We start from the raw sequence: 26,586 nt of genomic DNA, 5'->3' as shown, positions 1-26,586 counted from the left end.
GGTTTCGCGATCGCTGGCGCGACCGCGCCGCTGGGCCCCCCGGTCTGCGCCGCGCAGGCGCGGCTTGCCGGAGGATGACGACAGCGTATTGAGCGCATTCCAGTGCGCAGGGTGAGGGGTCACGGTGCGACCGGGGTGACACCGAACCCCCTCTCCCCAACCCCTCTCCGCACGGGAGAGGGGCTCGAAACCGTGTCTGAACAGATCGCGCTTCGCGCGCCGCTGGGTCCCGGGGTTCGCTGACGCGCCCCCGGGATGACGACAGCAGAGAGCGGAAGGCGCTCCCTATGCCGCAGGCCGGTCCTGTGCCACCGTCGCGCGTCGTTGCCGAGGAGAGTCCCATGATCCGCACCGCCCTGCTTGCCGCTGTTGCCCTGTCTGTTCTGGCCGGCCCGGCCCTGGCCCAGAGCGCCGATGCGGCGGGGGAGGCGCGGGTGCTGAGGATCCTGCGCACCACGCCGGTGATCGACGGCCACAACGACCTGCCGTGGGCGTTGCGCGAGGGTTTCGGCAACGACCCCCATGCGGTGGACCTGGGCAGCAATCTCGACGCCTCGACCACCCTGCATACCGACATCCCGCGCCTGCGCGCCGGGGGCGTGGGCGGTCAGTTCTGGTCGGTCTATGTGCCGGCGTCGCTGAGTCCGGCCGATGCCGCCGTGGCGACCTTCGAACAGATCGACACGGTCAAGCGCCTCGTCGCCGCCCATCCGGACGTGTTCGAGCTGGCGACCACCGCCGATGACGTCCGGCGCATCCAGCGGCGCGGCCGGATCGCCAGCCTGATCGGCATGGAGGGCGGTTATTCGATCGACGATTCGCTGGGCCTGCTGCGCGAATTTTTCGACTCCGGCGCGCGCTACATCACCCTGACCCATTCGCGCACCACCAGCTGGGCCGACAGCGCCACCGACGCGCCGAGCTGGGGCGGGCTGAATCCGTTCGGCGAGGCCGTGGTGCGCGAGATGAACCGGCTGGGGATGATGGTCGACCTGAGCCATGTCTCGGAAGAGACGATGATGGACGCCATGCGGGTGTCGGATGCGCCGGTGATCTTTTCCCATTCCTCGGCACGGGCGGTGACCGGCCATGCCCGCAATGTGCCGGACAGCGTGCTGCGGATGCTGCCGGAGGACGGCGGGGTGGTGATGGTGACCTTCGTGCCGGGCTTCGTCAGCGAGGCGGTACGGACGTGGGGCGCGGCACGGTCGGCTGAGGCGGCGCGGCTGGGGTCGCTGAACCCGGGATCGCCGACGGCGGTCAGCGACGGCCTGACCGCCTGGACGACGGCCAATCCCGTGCCGCGCGCGACCCTCGCCGACGTGGTCGCCCACATCCAGCATGTGCGCGACGTGGCCGGGATCGACCATGTCGGCCTGGGCGGCGATTTCGACGGCGTCAGCGCCCTGCCGGACGGGATCGACGGGGTCGACGCCTATCCGCGCATTCTCGCCGCCCTGATGGCCAACGGCTGGACCGAGGCGGACATCCGCAAGCTGGCCGGAGAGAACATCCTGCGGGTGATGCGGGCGGTCGAGGCGGTGGCGGCGAGCCGGCGGGGCGAGCGGCCGGGCCTGGCCGTCCTCCAGACGGACGGCGCACCCGAATAGCGGTCTTCAGCCCAGACCGTCCGTCTGTCGCAATCCCTCGAACAGGCCGATGCCGGCGCTGACCGACAGGTTCAGCGAGCGGGCTTCGGGCCGCAGCGGGATCACCACGCGGGCGTCGGCGGCGGCGTGCACCGGTTCGGGCACGCCCGAGGTCTCGCTGCCGAACAGCAGGGTGTCGTCGGGCTCGAAGCGGAAATCATGCAGCGGCGTCGCGCCGCGGGTGGTGAACAGCACCAGCCGCCCCGGACCCCGGTCGGCCTGGAAGCGATCCCAGCCGCTGTGCCGGATCATGTGGCCGAGCGGGCCGTAATCAAGGGCCGCGCGCTTCATCGCCCGGTCGTCGAAGGTGAATCCGACGGGCTCGATCACGTGCAATTCGACGCCGAAACAGGCCCCGAGGCGGATGCAGGCCCCGACGTTCTGAGGAATGGCTGGTTGAAAAAGGGCGAGACGCATTCTAAGGCCCTCATACGCGCGCCTCCGGGACTTGTCGCGACTCGAAATGCGACCGTTTCTCAGGAGGCGTGAGCAGCTTGCGGCGATGCGCCGCAAACGCGGGTCGCACACTGTCCAGTGGGGACGGGCTAAGGTTTTCGTGCTGCGGCAACGGCGTCCCCATCGGGCACGGGCGTGGCGTTCGAGGAGTAAGACGTGACCGAATCGGTCGTGACCACCGACGGCGAGGGCGAAGCCACCCGTCGCGATTTTATCCATATCGCTGCCGGCGCCGCTGCCGTCGGCGCAGGTGTGATGGTGGCCTGGCCGCTGATCAACACCATGAACCCGGCTGCCGACACCCTGGCCCTGGCGTCCATCGAATTCGATGTGTCCAAGGTCCAGGAAGGCCAGCAGGTCGTCATCAAATGGCAGGGCAAGCCCGTGTTCGTGCGTTACCGCACGCCCAAGGAAATCCAGGAAGCGGCCGCGACGCCGCTGTCGGATCTGAAGGATCCGGAACCGGATGCGGCGCGGGTCAAGGAAGGTCACAGCCAGTATCTGGTCCTGATCGGCTCCTGCACGCACCTGGGCTGTATCCCGACCTTCGGGGCCGGTGATTTCGGTGGCTGGTTCTGCCCGTGCCACGGCTCCTCCTATGACACCTCCGGCCGGATCCGTAAGGGACCGGCCCCCACGAACCTTGTCGTGCCGGAGTACGCCTACCTCTCCGACACCCGCATCAAGATCGGCTGAGGGCGAGCCCAATGAGCGACCACGAATCCACCTACGTCCCCAAGACCGGCGTCGAGAAATGGCTCGACACCCGTCTGCCGATCATCCGCTTCGGTGCCGACTACATGTCGCTGCCGACCCCCAGGAACCTGAATTACTGGTGGACCTTCGGCGGCATCCTGGCCCTGTGCCTGGTGATCCAGATCGCCACCGGCATCGTTCTGGCCATGCACTATGTGCCGAACGTCGACCTGGCCTTCGCCTCGGTCGAGCGGATCATGCGGGACGTCAACGGGGGCTGGCTCATTCGCTCCGTCCACGCCAACGGGGCCTCGATGTTCTTCATCGCGGTCTATCTGCACATGCTGCGCGGGCTCTATTACGGGTCGTACAAGGCCCCGCGCGAGATGATCTGGATCCTGGGCTGCGTGATCTTCTTCCTGATGATCGCCACCGCCTTCCTCGGTTACGTCCTGCCGTGGGGCCAGATGTCGTTCTGGGGGGCCGAGGTCATCACCAATCTGATCGGGGCCATCCCGCTCATCGGTGAGCCGGTGCTGATCTGGCTGCGCGGTGGTCCGGCCATCGACAACGCCACGCTGAACCGCTTCTTCTCGCTGCACTATCTGCTGCCGTTCGTGATCGCCGGCGTGGTCGTGCTGCACCTGTGGGCCCTGCACGTGGCCGGTCAGAACAATCCGGTCGGGATCCTGATCCCCAAGGATCGCCAGGCCAAGGACACCCTGCCGTTCCACCCGTATTTCACGGTCAAGGACGGCTTTGCCATCATCCTGTTCCTGATGCTGTTCGCCCTGTTCGTCTTCTTCATGCCGAACGCCCTGGGTCACGCCGACAACTACATTCCGGCCAATGCCCTGCAGACCCCGTCACACATCGTGCCGGAGTGGTACATGCTGCCGTTCTACGCGATCCTGCGGGCGATCCCGGACAAGTTCGGCGGCGTGGTGGCGATGTTCGGCGCGATCGGCGTGCTGTTCATCCTGCCGTGGCTGGATACGTCCAAGGTGCGCTCGATGCGCTACCGGCCGACCATGAAGGTCTTCTTCCTGATCTTCCTGGTGGTCGGGGTCCTGCTGGGCTGGTGCGGCGGCAAGCTGCCGGACGCCGAGGTGGTGCCGGGCATGCCCAGCTTCACCCTGTTCGACGGTCAGCTGAACAGCTTCCTGTGGCTGGCCCGCCTGCTCACCGCCTACTATTTCGCCTTCTTCCTGATCATCATGCCGCTGGTGGGCCTGAAGGAGACGCCGCTGTCGATCCCGCTGTCGATCTCGGAGCCGGTGCTGCCGCCGGTGTCCGACGCCGGACAGAAAGGCTGAGCGCGATGATGATCCTCAAGAAGAACGCCCTCACCATGCGCAAGACCCTGGTCACCCTCGTCGCCGCTGCCGGCCTGCTGGCCGCCGCCCCGGCCCTCGCGGCCGGCGGGGCCCAGCATCCGCGTTCGGGCGGGTTCAGCTTCGAGGGGCCGTTCGGCACCTTCGACCAGGGCCAGCTGCAGCGCGGCTACAAGGTCTATCGCGAGGTCTGCTCGGCCTGCCACAGCATGAACCTGATGCATTTCCGCAATCTGGGTGAGGCCGGCGGTCCGTTCTATGATCCGCATGCGGCCAGCCCGGCCGAGAACCGCTACGTCAAGGCGCTGGCGGCCGAGCTGCAGGTGCCGGACATCGACACCGAGACCGGCGAGGCGATCATGCGCGACGCCACGCCGGCCGACCGGTTCCCGTCGCCCTATCCGAACGCCACGGCCGCGGCCGCGGGCAACGGCGGCGCGGCTCCGCCGGACCTGTCGGTGATGGCCAAGGCCCGTCACGACGGGGCCAACTACATCTATTCGCTGCTGTCGGGCTATCAACCGGCTCCGGCCGGGCTGCAGGTCCGCCCGGGTCAGAACTACAACCCCTATATGGCGGGCGACATGACCCCGTTCTGGACCGGACCGGGCCATGCGCCGGTGGGCGGTTTCATCGCCATGGCGGCCCCGCTGGCAGCGGGACAGGTGACCTATGACGACGGGTCGCCGGAGACCGTGGACCAGTACTCCAAGGACGTGGCGGCCTTCATCGCCTGGGCCTCGGACCCGCGGGCGACCGAGCGGAAGCAGGCCGGTTTCGGCGTGATGATCTTCCTGTTCCTGTTCGCCGGCCTGACCTATCTCAGCTATCGCAGGATCTGGAAGGGCGTCGCCCACTAGGCGGCGGCCGCTCCGATCCCGACCGACAGGACCCGCCGGCGTTCGCGCCGGCGGGTTTTTCGCGTCCGCTTGCTGATTTGCCCGTTCGCTTTATAATGCAAAGTGCAAACAGAAGGAGAGGGATCATGTTGCTTCGCATGCGTATGGCCGTGGTGGCGGCTGCCCTGCTGGTCGCGCCGCTGTCCGTGCCGCAGCCGGCGCTGGCCCAGGCGGCCCCCGAGGCGGCCGGATCGGCGGCCCAGCGCCAGGCGATCGCCGCCCTGGACCGGCTGGACGGGACCTGGCGCGGGGAGGCCAGGATGGCCGGGCCCGGCGGGCAGATGACGTTCATCCAGACCGAGCGGGTCGGCTCGCTGCTGGGGGGATCGATCAAGGTGATCGAGGGGCGGGGCTACAATGCCGACGGCACCACCAGCTTCAACGCCATGGCGGTGATCTCCTGGGACGAGACGGCCGGGCGTTATGCCTTCCATTCCTGGGCCAACGGCCGTTCGGGCGACTTCCCGTTCGAGGCCACGGCCGACGGCTTCCGCTGGGAGGTCCAGGCAGGCCCCGGGGCCAAGGTGCGCTATGTCGCGGTGGTGCAGGACGGGCGCTGGCACGAGGTCGGTCACTACATCGTCGAGGGCCAGCCGCCGCGCCAGATCCTCGAGATGACCCTGACCCGTCTGGGCGACAGTGACTGGCCGGCGGGCGGGGCGGTCGATCCCGGCCACTGATCCCGGGCGAGCGGTCGCATCGACAGCCCTCCACCGGTGCCCTAGGGTCTGCGCCTGTGTTCACCGGCTGAGAGTTACCGTTCATGCGTCTCGCTACGTCCGTCGCCGTTCTCGCCGCGGGGGGCCTGCTGGCCGCCTGCGCCACCGTGGCCGCTCCCGAAGCGCCCGCCACCTTTGATGCCGCCCGCCTGTCGGAGCATGTACGGGTGCTGGCCGACGACAGCTTCGAGGGGCGGGGGATCGCCACCCCGGCCGAGGCCAAGGTGGTCCGCTATCTGAGCGAACAGTATGCGGCGGCGGGCTTCGCGCCGGGCGGAACGAACGGGGGCTGGACCCAGGATGTGTCGCTGAACCGCTTCACCGCCTCGAACATCGCGGCGGACATCAGGGTCGGCGGCGAGACCATCGCTCTGAACCAGGGCCAGCAGATCACCATCTCGACCCGGCTGCCGGGCGACCATGTCGCCATCACCGACGCGCCGCTGGTGTTCGTCGGCTACGGCATCACGGCCCCCGAGCGCGACTGGGACGACTTCAAGGGCATGGACGTGCGCGGCAAGGTCATCGTCGCCCTGGTCAATGACGCCGACTTCGAGGAGCCGGCGCTGAACACCTTCAACGGCCGGGCCATGACCTATTACGGGCGCTGGACCTACAAGTACGAGGAGGCCGCCCGCCAGGGGGCCGCCGGGATCATCATCGTGCACGAGACGGCCCCGGCCTCCTATGGCTGGACCACGGTGCAGAACAGCTGGTCGGGCCCGCAGTTCGACATCGTCCGCGCCAATGCGGCGGCGGAACGCACGGGGATGGAGGCCTGGATCCAGCGCGATGTGGCCGTGGACCTGTTCCGCCGGGCCGGTCTGGATTTTGAAGCCCTGAAGGCCCAGGCCCGCCGCCGGGACTTCCAGCCGGTCGAACTGGCCGGGGCCCGGTTCAACGGCAGCTTCGACGTGGCCACCAGCCGGGTCACGACCCAGAACGTCATCGCCCGGCTGCCGGGCACGACCCATCCGGATGAGACCATCCTGTACACCGGCCACTGGGACCATATCGGCGTGGGCACGCCCGACGCCAACGGTGACGCCATCTTCAACGGGGCCGTCGACAACGCCACCGGCACCGCCGGCCTGCTGGAAATGGCCCGGCTGTGGGGCGCGGGACCGCGGCCGCAACGGTCGATCGTGATGATCAGCTTCACCGCCGAGGAGAGCGGTCTGCTGGGCTCGGAATTCTATGCGGCCAATCCGGTCTATCCGCTGGCGACGACGGTGGCCGGCTTCAACATGGACGCGATGAATGTCTACGGTCGCGTGAGCGAGCTGGGTATCGTCGGCTACGGCCAGTCGGATCTGGACGAGCGGCTGGGCGCGCTGGCCGTGGCCCAGGGACGAACGGTCGCACCGGACACCAATCCCGCCGCCGGCTCCTATTTCCGTTCGGATCACTTCCCGCTGGCCAAGCGCGGCGTGCCGATGGCCTATTCGCACGGCAGTGGTGCCTTCCGGGACGCGCCGTTCGAGGCCCGCATCGCGGCCCGCGATGAATATGGGTCGCGCCGCTATCACCAGGCCGACGACGAATGGTCGCCGGACTGGGACCTGCGCGGTCAGATCGAGGATCTGGAGGTCCTGTACCGGGCCGGTCGGACCCTGGCCAACAGCCGGGACTGGCCCGCATGGAAGCCGGGGTCGGAGTTCGGACCGGCGCGCGCGCCCAGCGCGTCCGCCCGTCGCTGAGGCCGTTATCGCGGGTGACCAAAACTTAACGGGCAGTCTCTAGAGGCAGCCGTTAGTTTGGCCCGGGCCGAGGTGGCCCCGGGGATGGAGTTCTGCATGTTTCGTCGGATGTTGGGGGGCGTCGCCGCCGTCGCCTTGCTGGTTGCGGCCGGTCCCGGACTGGCCCAGGACTTTTCCGCCGCCCGCCTCAGCGAAGGAATCCGGACCATCAGTGCCGACGCCTACCAGGGCCGCTATCCCGGCACCGAGGGCGAGCGAATGGTGCTGGACTGGCTGCAGGCCCAGTACGAGGCGATGGGCCTGGAGCCCGGGGGTCCCGACGGGAACTGGCTGCAGCACATCGAGCTGAAGCGCTACACGCCCGTCGCCGGGGCGACGGCCAGCTGGACCGGCCCGGACGGCCGGACCCGGGTGCTGGCACCGGGCACCGACATCGTGCTGCGCGCGGACACCAATGACGGCCGGGCCACGATCCGCGATGCGGGTCTGGTGTTCGCCGGTCATGGCATCGTCGCGCCCGAGCGCCAGTGGGACGATTACGGCGACGTGGACGTGCGCGGCAAGGTCGTCGTCGTTGTCGCCGGCGAGCCCGACGGCGCGCGCTTCAACGGGGCCTATGCGACCCACTATGAGTCCGATGAGTACAAGGCCGATGAGGCCTTCCGCCGGGGTGCGCTCGGCATCCTCACCCTGGTGCGCCAGCCCGCGACATCGACCGCCTGGCAGCGTCTGGTCCGCGGCGCGGCGCGCACCCGCACCCTGACGCCCGGTGCCGCCGATCTGGAGTTTTCCGGTTCCGTGCCGCACGACACGGCAGAGGCCTGGGCGGCGGCGGGCGGCATGGACATCGGTCAGGTCGCCGACATCGCCGGCGGGACCTTCAAGGCCGTGCCGCTGCGCGGCGTGACCCTGTCGCTCGATGTGACCGAGACCGTCAGGACCCTGGTGACCCACAACCTGCTGGCGCGCATTCCCGGGATCGAGCACCCGGACCAGACCATCATCTATTCCGCCCACTGGGATCATATCGGCGGGGCCGGGCAGCATCCGGGTGTGACCGGCGACAACATCTGGAACGGGGCCTGGGACAACGCCTCGGGCACGATCGGCGTACTGGAGATGGCACGCCAGCTGAGCGCCGCGCCACGGCCGAAACGCTCGATTGTGTTCGCCCATATGGCGGCCGAGGAGATGGGTTTGCTGGGGGCCTATGCCTATGCCGCTGACCCGGTCTGGCCACTGGCGACGACGGTGGCCGATATCAATATCGACATGCTGCCGCTGTCGGGATCGACCCGCGACGTGCCGATCTTCGGCAAGGGGCAGAACGATCTCGAGGACCGGCTGGAGCTGCTGGCGGCGGCGAACGGTCGCTATGTCTCGGACGACAACATGCCGGAGCAGGGCTTCTATTACCGCTCGGACCACTTCCCCTTCGCCCGCATGGGCGTGCCGGCGATCATGCCCTGGCACGGCTGGGACTGGGTCGACGGCGGCCGTGAGGCCGGCGAGGCCGCGTGGAAGGCCCGGTTCGGGGCGGTTTATCACAGGCCGTCGGACGAGTGGTCGGCGGACTGGGACCTGACCTCGGCGGTCGAGAACCTGACCCTGATGTACCATCTGGGTCTGGACCTCGCCAACAGCCGCGACTGGCCGGGCTGGAAGCCCGACTCCGAGTTCGGGGCCATTCGCGCGGAAAGCGACGCGGCCCGCCAGTGACGGCCAACCTGCGCCCCCTGACCGGTGACGGCTCGCCGCCGGTCGAGGGCGCGTATCCGCAGGCGCTGGAGGTGACCGGAGCGACCCGCTGGCTGTTCCTGTCCGGCCAGATCCCGGTCGCGCCGGACGGCACGCTGGCAGCGGATTTCCGCGGCCAGTGCGACCAGGTCTGGGCCAATGTCGAGACCCAGCTGACGGCCGCGGGCATGACCATGGACAACCTGGTCAAGGTCACGACCTTCCTGGCCGACCGGGACCATGCGCTGGAGAACCGCGAGGCGCGGCTGCACTGGCTGGACGGCCGCCAGCCGGCCCTGACGGTGATTATCACCGGCCTGTTCGAGGCCGGCTGGATGGTCGAGATCGAGGCGGTCGCGGCGGCCTGAGGCAGGACCGCCTTTGCCGCGTTGCGGAGGGGCCGTCACACGGCCAGAAGCGGACCATGCTGGAGCGAATGACATCATGGGCCGGGCGGCTCAGGCGTGACGTCGTCGCGCTCTGGATCGCCGCGAGAAGCCCGCTGACGCCCTTCGCTGCGAAAGCCGTGGCCGCGATGGTTGCCGCCTATGCGTTGAGCCCCATCGATTTCATTCCCGATTTCATTCCGGTGCTCGGCTATCTCGATGACATCGTGATCGTGCCGCTGGGGATCGCCCTTGCGATCCGGCTGATTCCGTCAGCCCTGATGGACGGGTTTCGCGCCCGGGCAGCGTCAGTCGCGCGACCCAGGGGGCGTGTCGTCGCCATCCTCATCGTCGGTTCATGGCTGCTCGGCGGTCTGTGGCTGGCCGCGTGGCTCTGGCGGCGGTTCGGCTAGCCGGAGCGCTGGCGGCAGGGGCGATGGTTCAGGACCGTCGGGGGACGGGTCACGGCACGGTCCGTGCAGCGCCTGGAACCGTCCGGGTCATTCCGGGACGGCAAGGTATGGGGCGTTTAGCTCAGTCGCGCAGAGCGGCGGCTTCTTAACCCGCAGGTCCGTGGTTCGAATCCACGAACGCCCTCCACCGCCGCTTTGATGTCGTGGCGGGAGATTGCCTTGTCCTGGATGAATCTGAGTACGCTGCTCGCCGTTTTCGCGGGCATCGCGATCTGTATCCGAAAGTGGCTGGTCGGTCAGGATGCCTGGCGTCTGAAGCAAAAGGCCCTGTCGCGCGCAGGACTGGCTGTGCTGTTCGTGACCTGGGCGGGTCTCGTGCCGGCCAGCCTCTATCTGTGGCACACGGGACAGTCCGCGCCCTGGCTGTTCGGGGCCGAAACCTATGACGGCGGCGTGGTCGAAACGGTCACCGCTGTCGGCCTGATCGCCATCGCCCTGCTGGCGGCCCGCGAGGTATTGCGCTCGGACACGACCGTGAAAGCGGCCTTCTGGGGCGTCGTGGCTGGTTTCGGGGTCCTGGCCTTTGGCGAGGAGGCCAGCTGGGGCCAGCATCTGTTCCAGTGGTCCGCGACCGGTGCCTTTGCCACACAGAACCTTCAGGCCGAGACGAACCTGCACAATTTCGTCTCGCCCCGGCTCTATGACATCGCCTACGCCGTGGTGGGATGGGGCTTTATTGTTCTGGCCGGCGTGCTGACGCTGCGTCCCCGCCGGCTGGCACCGGTGTTCCGGCACGCCCCCTTCAGCCAGGCCTCCCTTGTGAGGATTGCCCTGCTGGTATCCGCCGGCACCCTGCTGCAGCACGAGGTCTTCGAGGAATTGGCGGAAGCGGTCGCCATCCTGGCGGTGGTCTTCATCCAGGGACAGCTGGCGCTGGTTGCGCCTGTCGTTGTGCCGGCGTCCCGGGTCGCCGCCTTCGCGGCGTCCGGGATCACGACGCGCCCCGATACCGTCAGCCGCTGAACAGGAAGTTCAGCACGTCGCCGTCCTTGACCACATAGGTCTTGCCCTCGGCGCGCAGCTTGCCGGCCTCGCGGGCTTTCGCCTCGCCCTTCAGGGAGACGAAGTCGTCGTAGGCGATGGTTTCGGCGCGGATGAAGCCCTTTTCGAAATCCGTATGGATGACGCCGGCGGCCTGGGGGGCGGTGGCCCCGACCGGGATGGTCCAGGCGCGGGCCTCCTTGGGTCCGACCGTGAAGTAGGACTGCAGGCCCAGCAGGCTGTAGGCCTCGCGGATCAGGCGGTTCAGGCCCGGCTCGGCCAGGCCGAGGCCTTCGAGGAATTCCTTCTGCTCGGCCTCGTCGAGCACGGCCAGTTCGGAATCGATCTTGGCCGAGATGACGACGGAATTGGCATTGTCCTCGGCGGCGCGTCTGGCGACCAGGTCGGACAGTTCATTGCCCTTGTCGGCCGAGGCCTCGTCGACGTTGGAGACATAGAGGGCGGGCAGGGAGGTCAGCAGCTGCAGCATGTGCCAGGCCTTCTCGTCCTCCTTGTCGACCTTGACCACGCGGGCGGGCTTGCCGGCGCGCAGGGGTTCGAGGGCGAGGTTGATCAGGCGCAGGGTGGTCTGGGCCTCCTTGTCGCCGCCCTTGGCCTTCTTCTCGACGTTGCCGACCCGCTTCTCGAGGCTTTCGAGATCGGCCAGCATCAGCTCGGTCTCGATGATCTCGAGATCGCTGACCGGATCGATGCGATCCTCGACGTGGGTAACGTCATCATCGATGAAGCAGCGGGCGACGAAGGCCACGGCGTCGCAGTCGCGGATATTGGCCAGGAACTGGTTGCCCAGACCCTCGCCCTTGGACGCACCGCGGACGAGGCCGGCGATGTCGACGAAGGTGATGCGCGAGGGAATGATCTCCTTCGAGCCGGCGATGTCGGCCAGGGCCTGCAGGCGCGGCTCCGGGACCGCCACGTCACCGGTGTTCGGCTCGATGGTGCAGAACGGATAGTTGGCCGCCTGGGCCGCCGCCGTCTTGGTCAGGGCGTTGAACAGGGTGGACTTGCCGACATTGGGCAGTCCGACGATCGCGACTTTAAGAGCCATGGTATTCCTCGTGAGCGCGAGCCTTTAGCCGGTCGCGGTCCGTTTGTCAGGTTCGCGCTTGCAGCGAGGGTCAGGGAGACTTTTTGGCGGGAGCGGGGGTCTTCGCCGGAGCGACGGGTTCCGGCGACCGCACCTCGGCCTGGACGGTCATGGCCGGTGACTTCTCGAAGCCGAGGGTCAGGGGCACGGTCTGGCCGGCGACCAGCGGCGCCGTCAGGCCGACCAGCATCAGATGCACGCCGCCGGGGGCCAGGGTCACCGGCTGTTCCGCGGGCAGGGGCAGGCCTTCAGCCATCTCGCTCATCCGCATGACGTCGTCTTCCAGCGTCATGGTGTGGATCTGGGTCGCCGTGGAGACGGGGGTGGCCACACCGGTCAGGCGATCCCCGGCCGAGGACCGCAGGGTCAGGTAGCAGGCCCCGGCCTGGGCCCCGTTCGGTGTCGGCCGGCACCAGGCGGCGGTGGCCGTGATGACATTCCTGGTGCCGTCGGTGTCGACGGTGGTCTTGGTGGCGACAGGTTCGCCCGGCTGGCAGGCGGCGAGGCCGGTCAGGGCCAGGGCGGCAATCAGAAGACGCATCATGACAATACTCCATATCGGCCCTCGAAGGGGCCGACCTGCGATCCGGACCCCGCGCAAGTGCCGGGCGTCGGACATCAATTTCAACTCACCCTGAACCTAGACGATGGCGGTGATAAGGACGATGCCCCGACGGGTGTTTTCTTGTCGCGCCCGGTGGTTGGATCAGACGTCGCGGGCGGCCTGACGCGGACTGAATTTCGGTGCGGGGGCCAGACGCATGACCTCGCCCTGATAGCGTTCGTCGTCGCCGGCGGCGGCGAAGGGCAGGGCGTCGGCCACGGCGTTCAGCAGGGCCTCGAGCCACGGCTGCTCGGCCTTGTGAAAATCGCCCAGCACATGGGGCATGACCAGGTGGCTCTCGCCGGGATGGCCGATGCCCAGGCGGGCGCGGCGGAAATCGGCCCCCAGGTGGCTGATCAGGGAGCGGACGCCGTTCTGGCCGGCCGCGCCGCCGCCGGTCTTCATGCGGAAACGGCCGGGTGCCAGGTCGATCTCGTCGTGGAAGACGATGATCTGCGACGGCGGAATCTTGTAGAAACGCGCGGCCTCGCCGACGGCGCGACCGCTCTCGTTCATATAGGTCTGGGGCTTCATCAGCAGGGCCCGGACCGCACCGGCGGGGGTGTCGATCTCGCCCTCGCTGATCACGGACTGGAATTTGGCCCGCTCGGGCCCGAACTTCCAGCGCCGGGCGATCGCGTCGACGGCCATGAAGCCGATGTTGTGGCGGTTGTTCTGGTATCGGGGGCCCGGATTGCCGAGCCCGGCCAGGATGATCATCGCTCAGCTCCGGAAATGGAAACGGCCCATTCCAGCAAGGGAATGGGCCGCTCCAGAACAGTCAATCGCGGGACGATCAGTCTTCCGACTTGTCGCCTTCGCCAGCGGCCTCGACGTCGTCGCCCTGGGCGGTGGCCGGAACCTCGACGGATTCGGCTTCGGCCTCGGCGGCTTCATCGGCGGCCTGGTCAGCGGCTTCGGACATGGCGGCCGAGGAGACCTTGATCGCGGCGATCATGAAGTCACGATCGGAGATCGAGGGCTCGACGCCCTTGGGCAGTTTGATGTCCGAGATCCGGATCGAATCGCCCAGCTTGTGGTTGGCCAGGTCGACCGTCAGGTCTTCCGGAATGTGGTCGGCGCGGACAGAGACCTCGACCGTGTGACGGACGATTTCCAGCGAACCGCCCTGACGGAAGGCTTCGCACTTGTCCTGGTTGATGAAATGCACCGGCACTTCGATCTTGATGATCTGCTTCATGTCGACGCGCATCAGGTCGAAATGCAGGGGACGATCCGAGACCGGATCGAACTGCACCGCCTTGGCGATGACCGACTGGCTCTCGTCGCCGTACTTCAGCGTGACGAGGTGGCCCAGCAGCTTGCCGGTGTAGAGGGACTTGCGGAAGTCCTTCTCGTTCACCGAAATGGATACGGGGGCCTTGTCGCCGCCGTACAGGATTCCCGGCACAGCGCCCGTACGACGCACGGCGCGGGCGCCACCGGTGCCAACGCCAGCACGGACGTCGACGTTCAGGATGATCTCGGCCATCTGGCTCGCCTCAATAACACAAACGCCGCTGGGCAGGCCCGCGCGGCGGGGTCTTGGACCCTCGAATTCAAGAGCGCGGGTCATTACACGCTCATGGGCTGCTACGCAACCGCTCGTACGCGACGGGATCGCATACGGGCGGCGCGTGGCGATGAAGTCCTAGCGGGACGCGGACTGGAGCGCGCTGATCGACGCGGCCGCGGCCCCCGCCGCGACCGGGGAGGAAATCCCGCCGGCACCGGCCACAGCCGTGTCCGGGACCGGGGTTATACGCGGCACAGGCGTGACGTTGCTGGCCGTGCAGGTCGCGAGATCGCGCATGATATGCCGGCCGACACAGAAGATGTCCTCATAGCTGGGGCGCGAGGCCGCCAGGCACTGGAACAGCATCAGCTTCGACATGTTCAGGCAGAATTCGCTGTTCGATTCGACGACCAGGGCTTCGGTATTGGCCCGGGCGTCGTCGCCACCGGCCCCGAGGGCGGCGAGGGCGGCGATGGCCAGCGAATTGACCACGGCCGGGGTATAGGGCGGTCCGGCCTCGGCGGCCGTCAGCGACAGGCCCGTGCCCGAGTTGGCGGCCGCGAACAGGCGGGCGGCGTCCTCGGCGGACGGCAGCATCTGGACGGCGGACAGGCTCTTGGCCCCCTCCAGTCGATCCTCGCGGTTGGTAATATGGGTCGAGGCCCAGCGACGGCGGGGATCGCTGCGTCCCTGGATGGTGTAGGCGTCCTCCTCGACCGCATTGGCGATGGTCATCAGGGCGGCGGAATCCTTGCCGATCACCTCGACGATCAGACCGGCGGCCTTGTCGGCACCCGGCAGGGTCGCGGCATAGGCGGGATTGGCGATGATCCGCTCGACCATTCTCCGGCGCTGGTCCGGGTCGACGGCGAAGGTGCGGACACCGGCGACGAACTCGGGCGACTGCAGCGCCAGGATCGACCCGTAGGCGATCATGCCGCGCGACAGCTGGGCCGGCTCATAGGCGGCACCGCGCCGGATGGCGGCCTGGATCGATTCCGCATTGGGGAAGCCGGCTTCGATCGAGCCGACCTCGCGGATGAAGGTCACATAGATGGAGGCGGCCTCGGCCACACCCTCGTTCAGGGTCACCGCGGGCGGCGGCGGCGGCGGCGGCGCGACGGGCTCGGGCTCCGGCGTGGCGCAGCTGGCAAGAAGGACGGTTGCGGCGACGGCCGCGATCGACAGACCGGAACGTACAGAGGTCTGGAACATAGGCATGAAACCCCACGTAAAAGCGCAACGCCGGTGGACGCCGGCATTCTGTTGGCCTGTATAACGCGGTCGGAGGGGTTTTCCGACCGTTAATCGAACAGCTTGGATACCGATTCCTCGTTGGCGATGCGCCGGATGGCCTCGCCGATCAGTGGTGCCACGGAGACGCTGCGGATTTTTTCGCAGGTCAAAACTTCGTGGGGCTGTTCGATGGAGTCGGTGATCACCAGCTCCTTCAGCGGGCCTTCGGTGACGCGCGTCACGGCCGGGCCCGACAGGACGCCGTGGCTGATATAGGCCGAGACCGACTCCGCGCCGCGCTCCATCAGGGCCTGGGCCGCATTGACCAGGGTGCCGCCGGAATCGACGATGTCGTCGAACAGAATGCAGCGCCGGCCCTCGACCTCACCGATGATGTTCATGACCTCGCTCTCGCCGGCCTTGGCGCGACGCTTGTCGACGATGGCCAGGTCGGCGTCGAGACGCTTGGCCAGGGACCGGGCCCGCACCACGCCGCCGACGTCGGGCGAGACGATCATCAGTTCGCCGCTGCGGGGGTAGTGTTCGCGGATGTCGCGGGCCAGCACCGGGGTGGCCAGCAGGTTGTCGGTCGGAATGTCGAAGAAGCCCTGGATCTGCCCGGCGTGGAGATCCATCGTCAGGACCCGGTCCGCCCCGGCGCGCGTGATCAGATTGGCGACCAGCTTGGCCGAGATCGGGGTGCGGCCGCCGGTTTTCCGGTCCTGCCGGGCATAGCCGAAATAGGGCATGACCGCCGTGATCCGCCGGGCCGAGGCCCGGACCAGGGCGTCGGTGATGATCAGCAGCTCCATCAGATTGTCATTGGCCGGGTAGCTGGTCGACTGGACGATGAAGACGTCCTCGCCGCGGACGTTCTCCTCGATGACCGCGAACACCTCATTGTCGGCGAAGCGTTTCACCTGGGCCTTGGTCAGCGGCATGTCGAGGTGGGTGGCTATGGCCTGGGACAGGGTCCGGTTCGAATTGCCTGCAAGCAGCTTCATCGCCGGTCATCCTTTTGCCGTCATCAAACCGCCAGATCAGGTGGCGCTTTCAAGCGCGCTTCTTATCAGGGGACAGCCTCGCTTCAAGGCGCGGCGACGCAATATCTTCAATTTGCGTCCGCATTGGCGCGGTCCTGTCGCTGGTGTAGAGGTCTCGCTGAGTTTCGGGAGTGCCGTGTGGGGCGCGCCTGTTCCGGCATGTCATGAGGTCGCCCTTGCCTGCTTCGAAGTTTCGTTCCGGTCTGATCATCACGACAGTCGCGCTGTCGGTTCTGGCCGTCAGTGCCTGCTCGGGCACCAGCAAACGGCCCCGGCTCGCCTATGAGGAACGTCCGGTCGAGCTGCTCTACAATACGGGCTACGAACGCCTGCAGCGTCAGCGCTGGAGCGATGCGGTCGACTATTTCCAGGAGGTCGAGCGCCAGCATCCGTATTCGGAGTGGTCGCGTCGCGCGATCCTGATGCAGATCTACGCCTACTACCAGAACAACAACTACCCCGAGGCCATCGCCGCCTCGGACCGGTTCATCCAGCTGTTCCCGGGCAATCCGTCGGCGGCCTATGCCTTCTACATGAAGGCGATCTGCAATTTCGAGCAGATCACCGACGTCGGCCGCGACCAGGGCTATGCCGAACAGGCGCTGCTGGGGCTGCGTGACGTGGCCCGCCGCTATCCCGGCACCGCTTTCGCCATCGACGCCACGATCAAGATCGACATGGTCAATGACCAGCTGGCGGGCAAGGAAATGGCGATCGGCCGCTATTACCAGCGCGGCAACCAGCCGCTGGCGGCGATCAACCGCTACAAGACGGTGATCGACAACGAGGCCTTCCAGCGCACCTCGCACACGCCGGAGGCCCTGTACCGTCTGGTCGAGGTCTATCTGAGCATCGGTCTGAAGGACGAGGCCGTGCGCAACGGGGCCGTTCTGGGCTTCAACTATCCGGGCAGCCCCTGGTATTCGGAGGCCCATGCCCTGCTGACGGAACAGGGCCAGCGGCCCGAGGTCGCGCCCGAGGGCAAGCGCGAGAGCTGGCTGCGCCGGATCATTCCGGGCTGAGCCTGGCTGACGGTGGTCCCCCGGTCCGGTGCGCGTCTTGACGCGCCCGGACGCCGGCTTTCGTGGCGAGACCATTTTTGTTTCAGGTCGAATCGACCTGAATCCAAAAAATGGTCCAGCATCAAACTGGAGCGAAATCTGAGCCGAGTTGGACTTCGTCCAACTCAACCGATTTCGCTCTAGTATCGGGAAAGCCACGAATCAAAGCGCCATGCTGACCGCCCTGACCATTCGCGACATCGTCCTGATCGACGCGCTCCACCTCGAGGTGGAGGCGGGCCTGACCGTGCTGACCGGCGAGACCGGGGCCGGCAAGTCGATCATCCTCGACGCCCTGGGCCTGGCCCTGGGCGGGCGTGGCGACGCGGGTCTGGTGCGCGAGGGGGCCAAACAGGCGGTGGCCACGGCGGTGTTCTCGGCCCCCGACGATCCCGAGCTGATTGCCCTGATCGCCGAGCGCGGCTTCGACGTGGCGGCGGGCGAGGACCTGATCCTGCGCCGCATCCTGTCGAGCGACGGGCGCAGCCGCGCCTTCATCAATGACCAGCCCGCCGGGGTCACGGCCCTGCGCGAGATCGGCCAGGCCCTGGTCGAGGTGCACGGCCAGCACGAGACCGTCGGCCTGCTGGACTGGAAGACCCACCGGACGCTGCTGGACACCTATGGCGGTCTGGCCCCGCAGCTGGCCGATGTGGCCGCTGCCGCCGAACAGCTGAAGGCGGCGACCGCCCGGCTGGCCGATCTGCGCGCCGCCGCCGCCGAGGCCGCGGCCCAGGCCGAGGACCTGGCCCTGAACCTGGCCGATCTGGACGCCCTGGACCCCCGCGCCGAGGAAGAGACCGAACTGGCGGGGGAACGGGCCATCCTGGGGGCGGCGGAGAAGGCCCTGGCCGATCTGTCGGACGCGCGCACCGCCCTGGGCGGGGACAAGCTGAGCCAGAAGCTGTCGTCGGCCCTGCGCGCGGTCGAGCATGCGCGCCAGCGGGCCCTGCAGGCCGGGGCGGAGGAAGATCATCCGGTCATCACCCGGCTGCTGGCCGCGGCCGAGGCCATCGACCGGACCCTGGTCGAGGCCGTTGAGGCCATCGCCGAGGTCGATGCGGCGGCGGCCGCCTTTGATTTCGAGCCGGGGCGACTGGACAAGGCCGAGGAGCGGCTGTTCGCCCTGCGCGCCGCGGCCCGCAAGCTGAACACCAGTGTCGAGATGCTGCCGGTGCTGCGCGGCCGGTTCCGCGACCGGCTGCGGCTGATCGAGGACGGGGCCGAGGCCCTGACCGAGGCGGAGCGGGCCACCAGTGTGGCGCGCGAGGCCTATGACGTGGCCGCCGCCTTCCTGAGCTCGGCGCGCGAGGCGGCGGGCGAGCGGCTGGCCGCGGCGGTGATGGGCGAACTGGGGCCGCTGAAGCTGGACCGGGCCCGGTTCCGCGTCGATTTCGAGCCGGTCGCCGAGGGCCGGCGCGGGCCGCAGGGCGTCGAGACCGCGCGCTTCCAGATCGCCACCAATGCCGGGACCCCGTTCGGACCGCTGGACGCCATCGCCTCGGGCGGTGAGCTGGCGCGTTTCGCCCTGGCCATGAAGGCGGCCCTGGCCAGCCGGGCCGACCAGCGCCAGCCGGTAATGATCTTCGACGAGGTCGACCAGGGCGTCGGCGGGGCCGTGGCCGAGGCCGTGGGCCAGCGGCTGAAGCGGCTGTCGACCGGGGCCCAGGTGCTGGTGGTCACCCACAGTCCGCAGGTCGCGGCGCGCGGTCACGCCCACTGGAAGGTGCGCAAGGCCGACGCCGACGGGGTCACGACCACCACGATCGACACCCTCGATCCCGCCACCCGTCAGGAAGAGATCGCCCGCATGCTGGCCGGGGCGACCATCACCGACGAGGCGAGGGCGGCGGCGAAGGTGCTGATCGGCTAGGAGGGCGGGAGCGCGGCGGCGGCCCCGGGGTCAGGCCGGGGGCGCGTCGGCCCGGTCAAATACCGACCAGCCGGTGCGCGTCGCCAGCCGCTCGAGGGCCAGGGTGCCGAGCTGGGAGTTGCCCTGGGCGTTGAGGCCGGGCGACCAGACGGCGATCGACGCGCGTCCGGGGGCCACCGCGAGGATGCCGCCGCCCACGCCTGACTTGCCCGGCAGGCCGACGCGGAAGGCGAAGTCACCGCTGGCGTCATAGTGGCCGCAGGTCAGCATCAGGGCGTTGATCCGGCGGGCGCGGGTTTCCGGGACGATCCGGTGACCACTGGTGGGATTGAGGCCGGCGGCCATCAGGTAGCGACCGGCCATCGCCAGCTGGCGGCAGTTCATCGCGACGGCACACTGACCGAAGTAGAGGGCGAGAACATCCTCCGGTGTGTGGTGGAGGTTTCCGAACGATTTCATGTAGTTCGCCAGGGCGACGTTGCGGAAGCCCGTCTCCGACTCGCTTTTGGCAACCTCGACGTCAACGGCAATCGTGTCGTCATCGGCCAGGTGGCGGACGAAGCTGATCAGTTCGGCGAGGGATTCACGGGGGGCACCGCGGGTGAGATTGACGTCGGCGACCACGATGGCCCCGGCATTGATAAAGGGATTGCGGGGGATGCCGCGCTCGGACTCCAGCTGGACGATGGAGTTGAAGGCACTGCCGGAGGGCTCGCGGCCGACGCGGTCCCACAGCTGGCTGCCGACCTTGCCCAGGGCCAGGGTGAGGGCGAAGACCTTTGAAATGCTCTGCAACGAGAAGAGCTCATCGGCGGAGCCGGCGGTGAAGACGCGCCCGTCAACGGTGACGACCGCCATGCCGAATTGGGCGACATCGACCCGCGCCAGCGGGGGGATGTAGTCGGCAGGCTTGCCGCGGTCGGGGGCCGCCTGCATCTCTTCGGCTATGTCGGCCACGATGGCGGCAAGGTCGTGCATGAAATTCAGTCGCTCAACAACGTCGGTCAACCCCACCTACCATGGCGTCGCGCCCGAGGTTCACCCTGATGCACCGGCACCGGGCCGATGTCGCCCGTGGCCGCCGGATTCGCCCTAGGCTCCGAGGATCCAGCCTTCTTCGCTCTCGACCCGGGCGATCAGGGCCTCATCGGTGCCCCTGGGCGGGGCGAAGGCGCGGGCGAGGGTGCCCTGGTCGTCCATTCTGGCGAAGGCCTCGGCGGCGGTGCGGACCTGGACCTGTTCCCTGAACTCGCCCGGGACGGGCGTGGCGTCGAACAGGGCCGGCCAGACCTCGACCACCAGGGTCGACAGGGGTTCGACATCCTCGGCGGTCAGTTCGCGCCAGCCGGTGCCGAACGGCCAGACGGCGGCGGCGCTGCCCAGGACCTCGACCAGGCGGCGCACCATCGGGATGCCAACCAGGGTCAGGCCACCGACAGCGCCGGCCCCGTGCATCTGCCAGACGGCCTTGGGGTGCAGCTTGCCGCGGCGGGCGGCGATCTCGGTGGCGCGATGTTCGGGGATGTCGGCCGATGAGCCCGCGGGCGGCTTGGTCGTGGTCAGCCAGCGCTGGGCCTGACTGGCGGGGGCACCCCACATGGGCCAGGCGTTGTCGGTCATCAGCCGGTTGATCTTGGCCGCGACCTGATAGCGGTTGTTGGTGTTGTCGGCCTTGTCGACGACGTTGGCGGCGAGGAATTTCCACATCGCCGCCCACGGTGTGCCGGTCAACTTCAGCCGTTCGGCGGTGCCGGTCGGGAAACCGAGATTGAAGTCGAAGCCGAGCAGGACCTTGTCACCGCGCTTGCGGTGCTCGGCCAGCAGCGAGGCGAGCAGCTTCTCGCCCTCGGCCCGGGTCGCGACATTATGGGTCTCGCTGTACAGGCGGAAACGCACGTCGCGCTTGGCCACGCCGATCCAGATCGACTGATCGCCCAGCTTCTTGCCCTCGGCGGCGGTCCAGTCAGCGATGATGTAGGCGTCGAAAAGGCGGGCCACGGCGGGCTCCTCAGGAACTCGGAACAAACGGGATGCGAGGTTCTAGCGCCCCGCTGACCGGACCGGAAGGGCCACGGATCCGATCACGCCTTCAGCAGGGCGTCGAGATGCGACAACCAGCGACGGCCCAGTCGCATGGCCTCGGCCGGCGAGCCGGTCTGAACGGCCAGGGTGGCGTTCCACAGCGACAGTTCAAACTCGGGATGGCGAGGGTCGGAAAACAGCAGGCGCAGCACCACCGTCTCGGCATCGGGGGCCATCACGTCGAGCGTCTTGCGCACCTCGCCGCGCCGGATACGGGCCACGACATGGCCGTCGACGATGACCTCGCCGCCCTCGATCTCCTCGAAGCCATAGACCAGGCCGTCGACGCCCCGGTTCCACAGCACGGCGATCTGGGCCCCGTCGAAATCCAGACCGGCGGCGCGGCCCTCGCCCGGTGACAGGGCCTCGGCCTCGGGCACGACGCCGAGCGACTTGAGCAGGGCCCGGCCGAGGCGGCGGCCCGGCTCCATCCACCAGGCCAGGGCCAGCACGCCGGTGGTCAGGGCCGCGGCGGCCAGGGCGAGCAGCAGGATGACCCGGAGCGCATCGGCCAAGCCTCAGTCCTCCAGTTCGACCACGACCGGGACGTGGTCGGAGGGTTTGTCCATGTCGCGCGCCGCGCGATGGGTCTCGATGCCGCGGAAGCGGTCGGCGGCCTGGGGCGACAGCAGGTGGAAATCGATGCGGATGCCGTGATCCCGCTGCCAGGCCCCGGCCTGGTAGTCCCAGAAGCTGTAGGTGCCGGCCGGCTCATTGCCGAGGTCATGGGCGTCGGACAGGCCGAGGAATTTCAGGGCACGCAGGGCGGCGCGGCTTTCGGGCTGGAACAGGGCGTCACCGGCCCAGGCGGCGGGGTCTTTCGCATCGTCCGGCGTGGGGATGACGTTGTAGTCCCCGCACAGGGTGAAGGCCTCTTCCAGCGCCAGCAGGTCGCGGGCGTGGGCGTTGAGCCGGTCGAACCAGGCCAGTTTGTAGTCGAATTTGGGGGTGCCGATCGGGTTGCCGTTGGGCAGGTAGAGACAACCGACGCGAACGGGGCGGGGGCATTCGACCACGGCCTCGATATAGCGGGCCTGTTCGAACTCGGCCTCGAAGCCCGAGGCGTCGGCACCGGGCAGGCCGCGGCGGATGTCGGTCAGGGGATATTTCGAGAGCAGGGCGACGCCGTTGTAGGACTTCTGCCCGTGGGTCTCGACGTTGTAGCCGAGGCTTTCAAAGGCCTCGCGCGGGAATTTCTCGTCGACGCATTTGATTTCCTGCAGGCAGGCGACATCGGGCGTCGCCGCCTCGAGCCAGTCGAGTACGGTGGGCAGGCGGGCGTTGACGGAATTGACGTTCCAGGTGGCGATGCGCATGGCCGGGACGCTAGGCGGAGCCGGCCGGTCCGGCAAGGCGCGCACGCCTGCCGGACCGGCCCTGGTCGCTCTTTATTACTGGCCGGGAGCCGGGGCGTCCTCGGTCGCCGCGACCGGAGCCGCGCCGATCTGGCAGCCGCCGCCGATGTTGACGGCCTCGGCACAGGTGTGAATGCGCTGGGCACGGCGATCCGCGCCCACACGGGCCAGGAAGCCGTCGCCGGACGCGCATTTGATCTCATAGATGCTCAGGTTGGCGGAATCCTTGCCCATCAGGCGGGTCTGCCGGACGTCGCAGGCAGCGGCGCTGGTGCCGGCCAGAACGTCCTTCCAGGCCCCGTAGGACTCGGCAACGGGGGTGAAGCGGCAGGTGGTGCGTCGGCCGATCAGTTCCCAGCAGGCGGTGGTGGCCCAGCCGGTGGCCGTCTTTTCGAGCCAGAAGCCATCCTTGTTCTGGCAGCCGACCTCATACATCAGGTTGCCGTCGTCGGTCTTGCCGATGGCCGAGGCCTCGTCGACGATGCAGTCGACGCCGGCTTCAGTGGCATAGGCCTGGAGGACGGCGACGACGTTCTGGTTGGCCGGCAGCGCGCACTGCTGGCCGACATCGGCTTCCGGATCGGCGGCGCGCGCGACATTGCCCTGACCGTTCAGCAGCACGCAATCGACGGCCTGGGGCGGTGTCGAGCCGATCAGGATATAGCCGGGGCCGGTGGCGCAGGCGGCTTCATAGGCGATTTCCTGGGCGACGGTCAGACCCAGTTCGGTGGCCTCGGTGACCTGGCAGGCTACGCCGGCCGAGGTGGCGATGACCTGGGCGCTGGCGACCAGTTCCTCGGCCGTCGGTGCGGCCGGGGCGGCCGGTGCGGCGTCGGGCCGCGGCGCGCGCGGGCGCTGGTGACGGCTGCGACGCTGGCGCGAATTGTCTTCCTGGGAGGTTTCCGGCTGGAAGGTGGGGTCGGTCGCCTGTTGACCGGCAACCTGGGCGGCTGCGGGCTGGAACGTCGCCAGAGACAGGGCGAATGCGCCCCCGATGACGGCGATGAAAGGGCTCTTGGGCACCGAAAACTCCTCGAAGAAACGTTTAGGCCCGCAGCCTTGGCGTCCGGGGGCGGCGCGGTCAAGGCAGGGAAATGACCAGTCTGTGGTCGTGCAATGAACGCAGGATGACTGGGTTGGCTCCGGCCTCGCCCGTCGGAGATGGCTCCGGTCCGTCGTGGCGGGGCGGGGGAGGACGCCTATGGACCCGGCCGGTCGGGCGAGGCATGGTAGCAAAGTTTTCAAAGGAGACTTTCATTGGCGGACGGCGTGGTCATCCCGGACGAACGACAGGCCCGGGGCGGCAACCGGGGTCTGACCTATCCGTTTCCCGCCGTGCCCGGAGCCGGCGAGGCCGTCACGGTGGCACCCGGCGTGCTGTGGCTGCGCCTGCCGCTGCCGATGGCGCTGGATCACATCAATGTCTATGCGCTGGAGGACGGCGACGGCTGGACCCTGGTGGATACCGGCCTGAACACCGCCGCCTCGATCGCCGCCTGGGAGGCGGCCCTGGCCGGACCGCTGGGCGGACGACCGGTCACACGGGTGATCTGCACCCATATGCATCCCGACCATATCGGCCTGGCGGGCTGGCTGTGTGAGCGGTTCGCGGCCCCGCTGCTGATGACGCGGCTGGAATATGTGACGGCACGGATGTTGATCGCCGACACCGGCCAGCCCGCCCCCGAGGACGGGGCGGTCTTCTATCGCGCCGCCGGCTGGAGCGAGGATCAGATCGCGGGTTACCGCAAGCATTTCGGTGGGTTCGGCAAGGCCGTCCGGCCGCTGCCGACGGCCCTTACCCGCATGGTCGAGGGCGAGGTTCTGACGATCGGCGACGATCGCTGGCGGGTGGTCATCGGCGAGGGCCACAGTCCTGAGCACGCCTGTCTGTGGCGTGAATCCGACGATGTGCTGCTGGGCGGTGACCAGATCCTGCCGCGCATCTCGTCGATCGTGGCCGTCTGGCCGACCGAGCCGGCCGCCGACCCGCTGGGGGACTGGCTGGTGTCGCTGAAGCGGATGAAGACGGTGTTTCCGGAAACCACCCTGGTCCTGCCGTCGCACGGCGAGCCGTTCACCGGGGTGCAGGCGCGGCTCGACGCCCTGATCCGCGGCCACGAGACCGGCCTGAAGCGCCTGGAGCGCACCCTGACCCGGCCCTGCCGCGCCGTGGACGTGTTCGGGGCCCTGTTCGCCCGCGCCATCGACGACGGGCTGCTGGGCATGGCGACCGGTGAAAGCCTGGCACATCTCAACTATCTGGCCCGCAACGGCCGGGCACAGGTTGCCCGCGACGCCGATGGCGTGGACTGGTGGACCCTGACCTCAAGCAGCGAGACCTGACGTGACTGATCATATCCTGACCACCCTCGACGGCGGCATTCTGACCGTGACCCTGGCGCGGCCCGAGAAGAAGAACGCCATCACCCAGGCGATGTACGCCGCGCTGGCCGAGGCGACCGAGCGGGCGCGCACGGACGATGCGGTGCGGGTGCTGCTGTTCCGGGGCGAGGGCGACAGTTTTTCGGCGGGCAATGACATCGCCGACTTCATCGCCCTGGGCTCGCAGGGCGCGGAGGCCGCCGACATGCCGGTGTTTCGCTTCCTGAAGTCGCTGGCGGACCTGGACAAGCCGGCGGTGGGGGCGGTGCAGGGGCGTGCGGTCGGTATCGGCCTGACGCTGCTGCTGCATTGCGACATGGTGGTGGTGGCCGAGGATGCCCTGCTGTCCGCCCCCTTCATCAACCTGGCCCTGGCCCCTGAGGCGGCGTCGTCGATGTTGCTGCCGGCGGCGATCGGTCATCATCGCGCCTTTGAGCTGTTCGCCCTCGGCGAGGCCATCGACGGACGCACGGCCCTGGCCTGGGGCCTGGCCAACCGGGCCGTGCCGTCGGATCAGGTCGACGCGGCGGCGCAGGCCCTGGCGGTCAAGCTGGCGGCGCGCGCACCCAATTCGATCCGCAAGACAAAGCAGCTGATGCGCGATGCCGCCCATCTGTGGACCCTGATGCAGCGCGAGGGCGAGGCCTTCGGCAGCCAGATGCGGAGCCCCGAGGCGATGGAGGCCTTCATGGCCTTCAGCCAGAAGCGGGCGCCGGATTTCTCCAAAGCCGGTTGATCTGGTCGGGCCGTGGCCCTATCAGCGCCCGCCCATGACCCATTCCGCCGCCCTTGACCCGATCGTGCGCATCGACGCCGAAACCGCCGCCGACGCCGCGGCGGTCGAGGCCGTGGTGCTGGCGGCCTTCGGGCCGGGCCGGTTCGCCAAGACGGCGGAGCGGTTGCGCGAAAAGACGGTGGCCGTGGCCGCATTCGTCGCCCGCGAGGACAACCGCGTGATCGGTTCGGTGCGGCTGTGGCCGATCCGGGTCGGGGACACCGACGCCCTGTTCCTGGGGCCGATCGCGGTCGAGGCGGGCAGCCGTCGGGCCGGTCTGGGGGCCGATCTGGTCGCCGCCTGTGTCGACCATGCCCGCGCGGAGAGCGCCGCCGGCGTGCTGCTGGTCGGGGACACGCCGTATTTCGCGCGCTTCGGCTTCGTGCCGTCGCCGGACGCCGAACTGCCGGGTCCGGTCGACCGGCGTCGACTGCTGTGGCTGCCGCTGGCGACCCCCTCGGTCAGCGGCCCGGTGCGACCGATCGGCTGAGACGCCTTTTCCGCGAGGCCGGGCGCGC

At 68.4% G+C, this 26,586-nt stretch carries 25 protein-coding genes, 1 tRNA gene and 2 pseudogenes; 16 read left to right on the top strand and 12 right to left on the bottom strand.

Translation table 11 applies throughout. From position 1 onward, the window contains the following. Positions 1–341 precede the first annotated feature (341 nt). Positions 342–1,610: a dipeptidase gene (locus tag AACZ75_RS02265; RefSeq protein WP_339870977.1), complete on the top strand. Its 1,269-nt coding sequence runs from the start codon at positions 342–344 to the stop codon at positions 1,608–1,610. Positions 1,611–1,616: 6 nt separating this feature from the next. On the opposite strand, the gene AACZ75_RS02260 is transcribed toward AACZ75_RS02265, so the two are convergent. Then, on the bottom strand, positions 1,617–2,066 hold the full coding sequence (locus AACZ75_RS02260; protein WP_339870976.1) for a tRNA (cytidine(34)-2'-O)-methyltransferase: 450 nt from the start codon (positions 2,064–2,066) through the stop codon (positions 1,617–1,619). Positions 2,067–2,261: 195 nt separating this feature from the next. On the opposite strand from AACZ75_RS02260, the gene petA reads away from it, so the two are divergent. The 10 genes and pseudogenes from petA (at position 2,262) to AACZ75_RS02210 (ending at position 11,012) form a co-directional block, all read left to right on the top strand. Further along, a complete protein-coding gene (gene petA, locus AACZ75_RS02255) occupies positions 2,262–2,801 on the top strand; it encodes a ubiquinol-cytochrome c reductase iron-sulfur subunit (protein WP_339870975.1) in 540 nt (179 codons plus the stop codon). An 11-nt stretch (positions 2,802–2,812) separates the two neighbouring features. Continuing rightward, complete coding sequence (locus tag AACZ75_RS02250) at positions 2,813–4,117, top strand: cytochrome b/b6 (RefSeq protein WP_339870973.1); 1,305 nt, start codon at positions 2,813–2,815, stop codon at positions 4,115–4,117. A 5-nt stretch (positions 4,118–4,122) separates the two neighbouring features. After that, positions 4,123–4,995: a cytochrome c1 gene (locus AACZ75_RS02245; RefSeq protein WP_339870972.1), complete on the top strand. Its 873-nt coding sequence runs from the start codon at positions 4,123–4,125 to the stop codon at positions 4,993–4,995. A gap of 125 nt (positions 4,996–5,120) precedes the next feature. Next, a complete protein-coding gene (locus AACZ75_RS02240) occupies positions 5,121–5,714 on the top strand; it encodes a DUF1579 domain-containing protein (RefSeq protein WP_339870970.1) in 594 nt (197 codons plus the stop codon). Between the two features lie 83 nt (positions 5,715–5,797). Continuing rightward, on the top strand, positions 5,798–7,453 hold the full coding sequence (locus AACZ75_RS02235; RefSeq protein WP_339870968.1) for a M28 family metallopeptidase: 1,656 nt from the start codon (positions 5,798–5,800) through the stop codon (positions 7,451–7,453). Positions 7,454–7,549: 96 nt separating this feature from the next. Beyond that, positions 7,550–9,172: a M28 family peptidase gene (locus AACZ75_RS02230; protein ID WP_339870967.1), complete on the top strand. Its 1,623-nt coding sequence runs from the start codon at positions 7,550–7,552 to the stop codon at positions 9,170–9,172. Beyond that, a complete protein-coding gene (locus AACZ75_RS02225) occupies positions 9,169–9,558 on the top strand; it encodes a RidA family protein (RefSeq protein ID WP_339870966.1) in 390 nt (129 codons plus the stop codon). The genes AACZ75_RS02230 and AACZ75_RS02225 overlap by 4 nt, the downstream gene beginning before the upstream one ends. A 77-nt stretch (positions 9,559–9,635) precedes the next feature. Beyond that, positions 9,636–9,887 (top strand): annotated as a pseudogene (locus AACZ75_RS02220) (DUF1232 domain-containing protein); the annotation flags it as partial. 212 nt (positions 9,888–10,099) lie between these two features. Next, positions 10,100–10,176, top strand: a tRNA-Lys gene (locus AACZ75_RS02215). A gap of 41 nt (positions 10,177–10,217) precedes the next feature. Continuing rightward, positions 10,218–11,012 (top strand): hypothetical protein, encoded by a 795-nt coding sequence (locus tag AACZ75_RS02210; protein ID WP_339870964.1) that lies wholly within the window; start codon positions 10,218–10,220, stop codon positions 11,010–11,012. Here the strand turns inward: AACZ75_RS02210 and ychF are convergent. From ychF to AACZ75_RS02180, 6 genes and pseudogenes are all read right to left on the bottom strand, one after another. Continuing rightward, positions 11,002–12,099, bottom strand: a complete 1,098-nt coding sequence (ychF, locus tag AACZ75_RS02205; protein WP_339870962.1) for a redox-regulated ATPase YchF — start codon at positions 12,097–12,099, stop codon at positions 11,002–11,004. The genes AACZ75_RS02210 and ychF overlap by 11 nt on opposite strands. Before the next feature lie 70 nt (positions 12,100–12,169). After that, complete coding sequence (locus AACZ75_RS02200) at positions 12,170–12,682, bottom strand: copper chaperone PCu(A)C (protein WP_339870960.1); 513 nt, start codon at positions 12,680–12,682, stop codon at positions 12,170–12,172. Between the two features lie 162 nt (positions 12,683–12,844). Beyond that, on the bottom strand, positions 12,845–13,462 hold the full coding sequence (gene pth, locus AACZ75_RS02195) for an aminoacyl-tRNA hydrolase (protein WP_339870959.1): 618 nt from the start codon (positions 13,460–13,462) through the stop codon (positions 12,845–12,847). 160 nt (positions 13,463–13,622) lie between these two features. Next, positions 13,623–14,234: pseudogene (locus AACZ75_RS02190) on the bottom strand (50S ribosomal protein L25/general stress protein Ctc); the annotation flags it as partial. Positions 14,235–14,393: 159 nt separating this feature from the next. Continuing rightward, positions 14,394–15,473 carry a hypothetical protein gene (locus AACZ75_RS02185; RefSeq protein ID WP_339870957.1) on the bottom strand — a complete coding sequence of 360 codons (1,080 nt, stop codon included), beginning with the start codon at positions 15,471–15,473 and terminating at the stop codon, positions 14,394–14,396. Positions 15,474–15,562: 89 nt separating this feature from the next. Then, entirely contained in the window at positions 15,563–16,498 is a 936-nt protein-coding gene (locus tag AACZ75_RS02180; RefSeq protein WP_339870955.1) for a ribose-phosphate pyrophosphokinase, read from the bottom strand. A gap of 203 nt (positions 16,499–16,701) precedes the next feature. Here AACZ75_RS02180 and AACZ75_RS02175 point away from each other — a divergent pair, with 203 nt between their 5' ends. Beyond that, positions 16,702–17,559: an outer membrane protein assembly factor BamD gene (locus tag AACZ75_RS02175; RefSeq protein WP_339870954.1), complete on the top strand. Its 858-nt coding sequence runs from the start codon at positions 16,702–16,704 to the stop codon at positions 17,557–17,559. 211 nt (positions 17,560–17,770) lie between these two features. Then, positions 17,771–19,471, top strand: a complete 1,701-nt coding sequence (gene recN / locus AACZ75_RS02170; protein ID WP_339870952.1) for a DNA repair protein RecN — start codon at positions 17,771–17,773, stop codon at positions 19,469–19,471. A gap of 30 nt (positions 19,472–19,501) precedes the next feature. Here recN and AACZ75_RS02165 read toward each other — a convergent pair whose 3' ends face one another. The 5 genes from AACZ75_RS02165 to AACZ75_RS02145 form a co-directional block, all read right to left on the bottom strand. After that, complete coding sequence (locus tag AACZ75_RS02165; protein WP_339870950.1) at positions 19,502–20,479, bottom strand: glutaminase; 978 nt, start codon at positions 20,477–20,479, stop codon at positions 19,502–19,504. Positions 20,480–20,563: 84 nt separating this feature from the next. Further along, positions 20,564–21,469 (bottom strand): cobalamin biosynthesis protein CbiG, encoded by a 906-nt coding sequence (locus AACZ75_RS02160; RefSeq protein ID WP_339870948.1) that lies wholly within the window; start codon positions 21,467–21,469, stop codon positions 20,564–20,566. An 83-nt stretch (positions 21,470–21,552) separates the two neighbouring features. Beyond that, complete coding sequence (locus tag AACZ75_RS02155) at positions 21,553–22,068, bottom strand: hypothetical protein (protein ID WP_339870947.1); 516 nt, start codon at positions 22,066–22,068, stop codon at positions 21,553–21,555. A gap of 3 nt (positions 22,069–22,071) precedes the next feature. After that, positions 22,072–22,869, bottom strand: coding sequence for an exodeoxyribonuclease III (locus AACZ75_RS02150; protein ID WP_339870945.1), 798 nt, complete (start codon positions 22,867–22,869; stop codon positions 22,072–22,074). A 75-nt stretch (positions 22,870–22,944) separates the two neighbouring features. Next, complete coding sequence (locus AACZ75_RS02145) at positions 22,945–23,931, bottom strand: hypothetical protein (protein ID WP_339870943.1); 987 nt, start codon at positions 23,929–23,931, stop codon at positions 22,945–22,947. A gap of 234 nt (positions 23,932–24,165) precedes the next feature. Between AACZ75_RS02145 and AACZ75_RS02140 the strand changes: the two genes are divergently transcribed. The 3 genes from AACZ75_RS02140 to AACZ75_RS02130 are packed head-to-tail and all read left to right on the top strand — an operon-like array spanning position 24,166 to position 26,558. Further along, a complete protein-coding gene (locus AACZ75_RS02140; RefSeq protein ID WP_339870941.1) occupies positions 24,166–25,254 on the top strand; it encodes an MBL fold metallo-hydrolase in 1,089 nt (362 codons plus the stop codon). A gap of 1 nt (position 25,255) precedes the next feature. Further along, a complete protein-coding gene (locus AACZ75_RS02135) occupies positions 25,256–26,029 on the top strand; it encodes an enoyl-CoA hydratase (protein ID WP_339870940.1) in 774 nt (257 codons plus the stop codon). A gap of 34 nt (positions 26,030–26,063) precedes the next feature. Further along, on the top strand, positions 26,064–26,558 hold the full coding sequence (locus tag AACZ75_RS02130) for an N-acetyltransferase (RefSeq protein ID WP_339870938.1): 495 nt from the start codon (positions 26,064–26,066) through the stop codon (positions 26,556–26,558). Positions 26,559–26,586 lie beyond the last annotated feature (28 nt).

It is taken from the genome of uncultured Brevundimonas sp., from assembly GCF_963975535.1.
In the GTDB taxonomy this organism is placed as follows: Bacteria; Pseudomonadota; Alphaproteobacteria; order Caulobacterales; family Caulobacteraceae; genus Brevundimonas.
Note: the sequence above shows the minus strand (reverse complement) of the source record. Positions and strands in the feature narration are given on the sequence as shown.

Excerpts from the sequence above, each read along its gene's own strand:
- ychF (WP_339870962.1), bottom strand. The coding sequence starts at position 12,099 with ATGGCTCTTAAAGTCGCGATCGTCGGACTGCCCAATGTCGGCAAGTCC.
- AACZ75_RS02130 (WP_339870938.1), top strand. The coding sequence starts at position 26,064 with ATGACCCATTCCGCCGCCCTTGACCCGATCGTGCGCATCGACGCCGAA.
- AACZ75_RS02230 (WP_339870967.1), top strand. The coding sequence starts at position 7,550 with ATGTTTCGTCGGATGTTGGGGGGCGTCGCCGCCGTCGCCTTGCTGGTT.
- pth (WP_339870959.1), bottom strand. The coding sequence starts at position 13,462 with ATGATCATCCTGGCCGGGCTCGGCAATCCGGGCCCCCGATACCAGAAC.
- AACZ75_RS02240 (WP_339870970.1), top strand. The coding sequence starts at position 5,121 with ATGTTGCTTCGCATGCGTATGGCCGTGGTGGCGGCTGCCCTGCTGGTC.
- AACZ75_RS02250 (WP_339870973.1), top strand. The coding sequence starts at position 2,813 with ATGAGCGACCACGAATCCACCTACGTCCCCAAGACCGGCGTCGAGAAA.
- AACZ75_RS02150 (WP_339870945.1), bottom strand. The coding sequence starts at position 22,869 with ATGCGCATCGCCACCTGGAACGTCAATTCCGTCAACGCCCGCCTGCCC.
- AACZ75_RS02260 (WP_339870976.1), bottom strand. The coding sequence starts at position 2,066 with ATGCGTCTCGCCCTTTTTCAACCAGCCATTCCTCAGAACGTCGGGGCC.
- AACZ75_RS02245 (WP_339870972.1), top strand. The coding sequence starts at position 4,123 with ATGATGATCCTCAAGAAGAACGCCCTCACCATGCGCAAGACCCTGGTC.
- AACZ75_RS02180 (WP_339870955.1), bottom strand. The coding sequence starts at position 16,498 with ATGAAGCTGCTTGCAGGCAATTCGAACCGGACCCTGTCCCAGGCCATA.
- AACZ75_RS02265 (WP_339870977.1), top strand. The coding sequence starts at position 342 with ATGATCCGCACCGCCCTGCTTGCCGCTGTTGCCCTGTCTGTTCTGGCC.
- AACZ75_RS02235 (WP_339870968.1), top strand. The coding sequence starts at position 5,798 with ATGCGTCTCGCTACGTCCGTCGCCGTTCTCGCCGCGGGGGGCCTGCTG.
- AACZ75_RS02175 (WP_339870954.1), top strand. The coding sequence starts at position 16,702 with ATGAGGTCGCCCTTGCCTGCTTCGAAGTTTCGTTCCGGTCTGATCATC.
- AACZ75_RS02185 (WP_339870957.1), bottom strand. The coding sequence starts at position 15,473 with ATGTTCCAGACCTCTGTACGTTCCGGTCTGTCGATCGCGGCCGTCGCC.
- AACZ75_RS02210 (WP_339870964.1), top strand. The coding sequence starts at position 10,218 with ATGAATCTGAGTACGCTGCTCGCCGTTTTCGCGGGCATCGCGATCTGT.
- recN (WP_339870952.1), top strand. The coding sequence starts at position 17,771 with ATGCTGACCGCCCTGACCATTCGCGACATCGTCCTGATCGACGCGCTC.
- AACZ75_RS02200 (WP_339870960.1), bottom strand. The coding sequence starts at position 12,682 with ATGATGCGTCTTCTGATTGCCGCCCTGGCCCTGACCGGCCTCGCCGCC.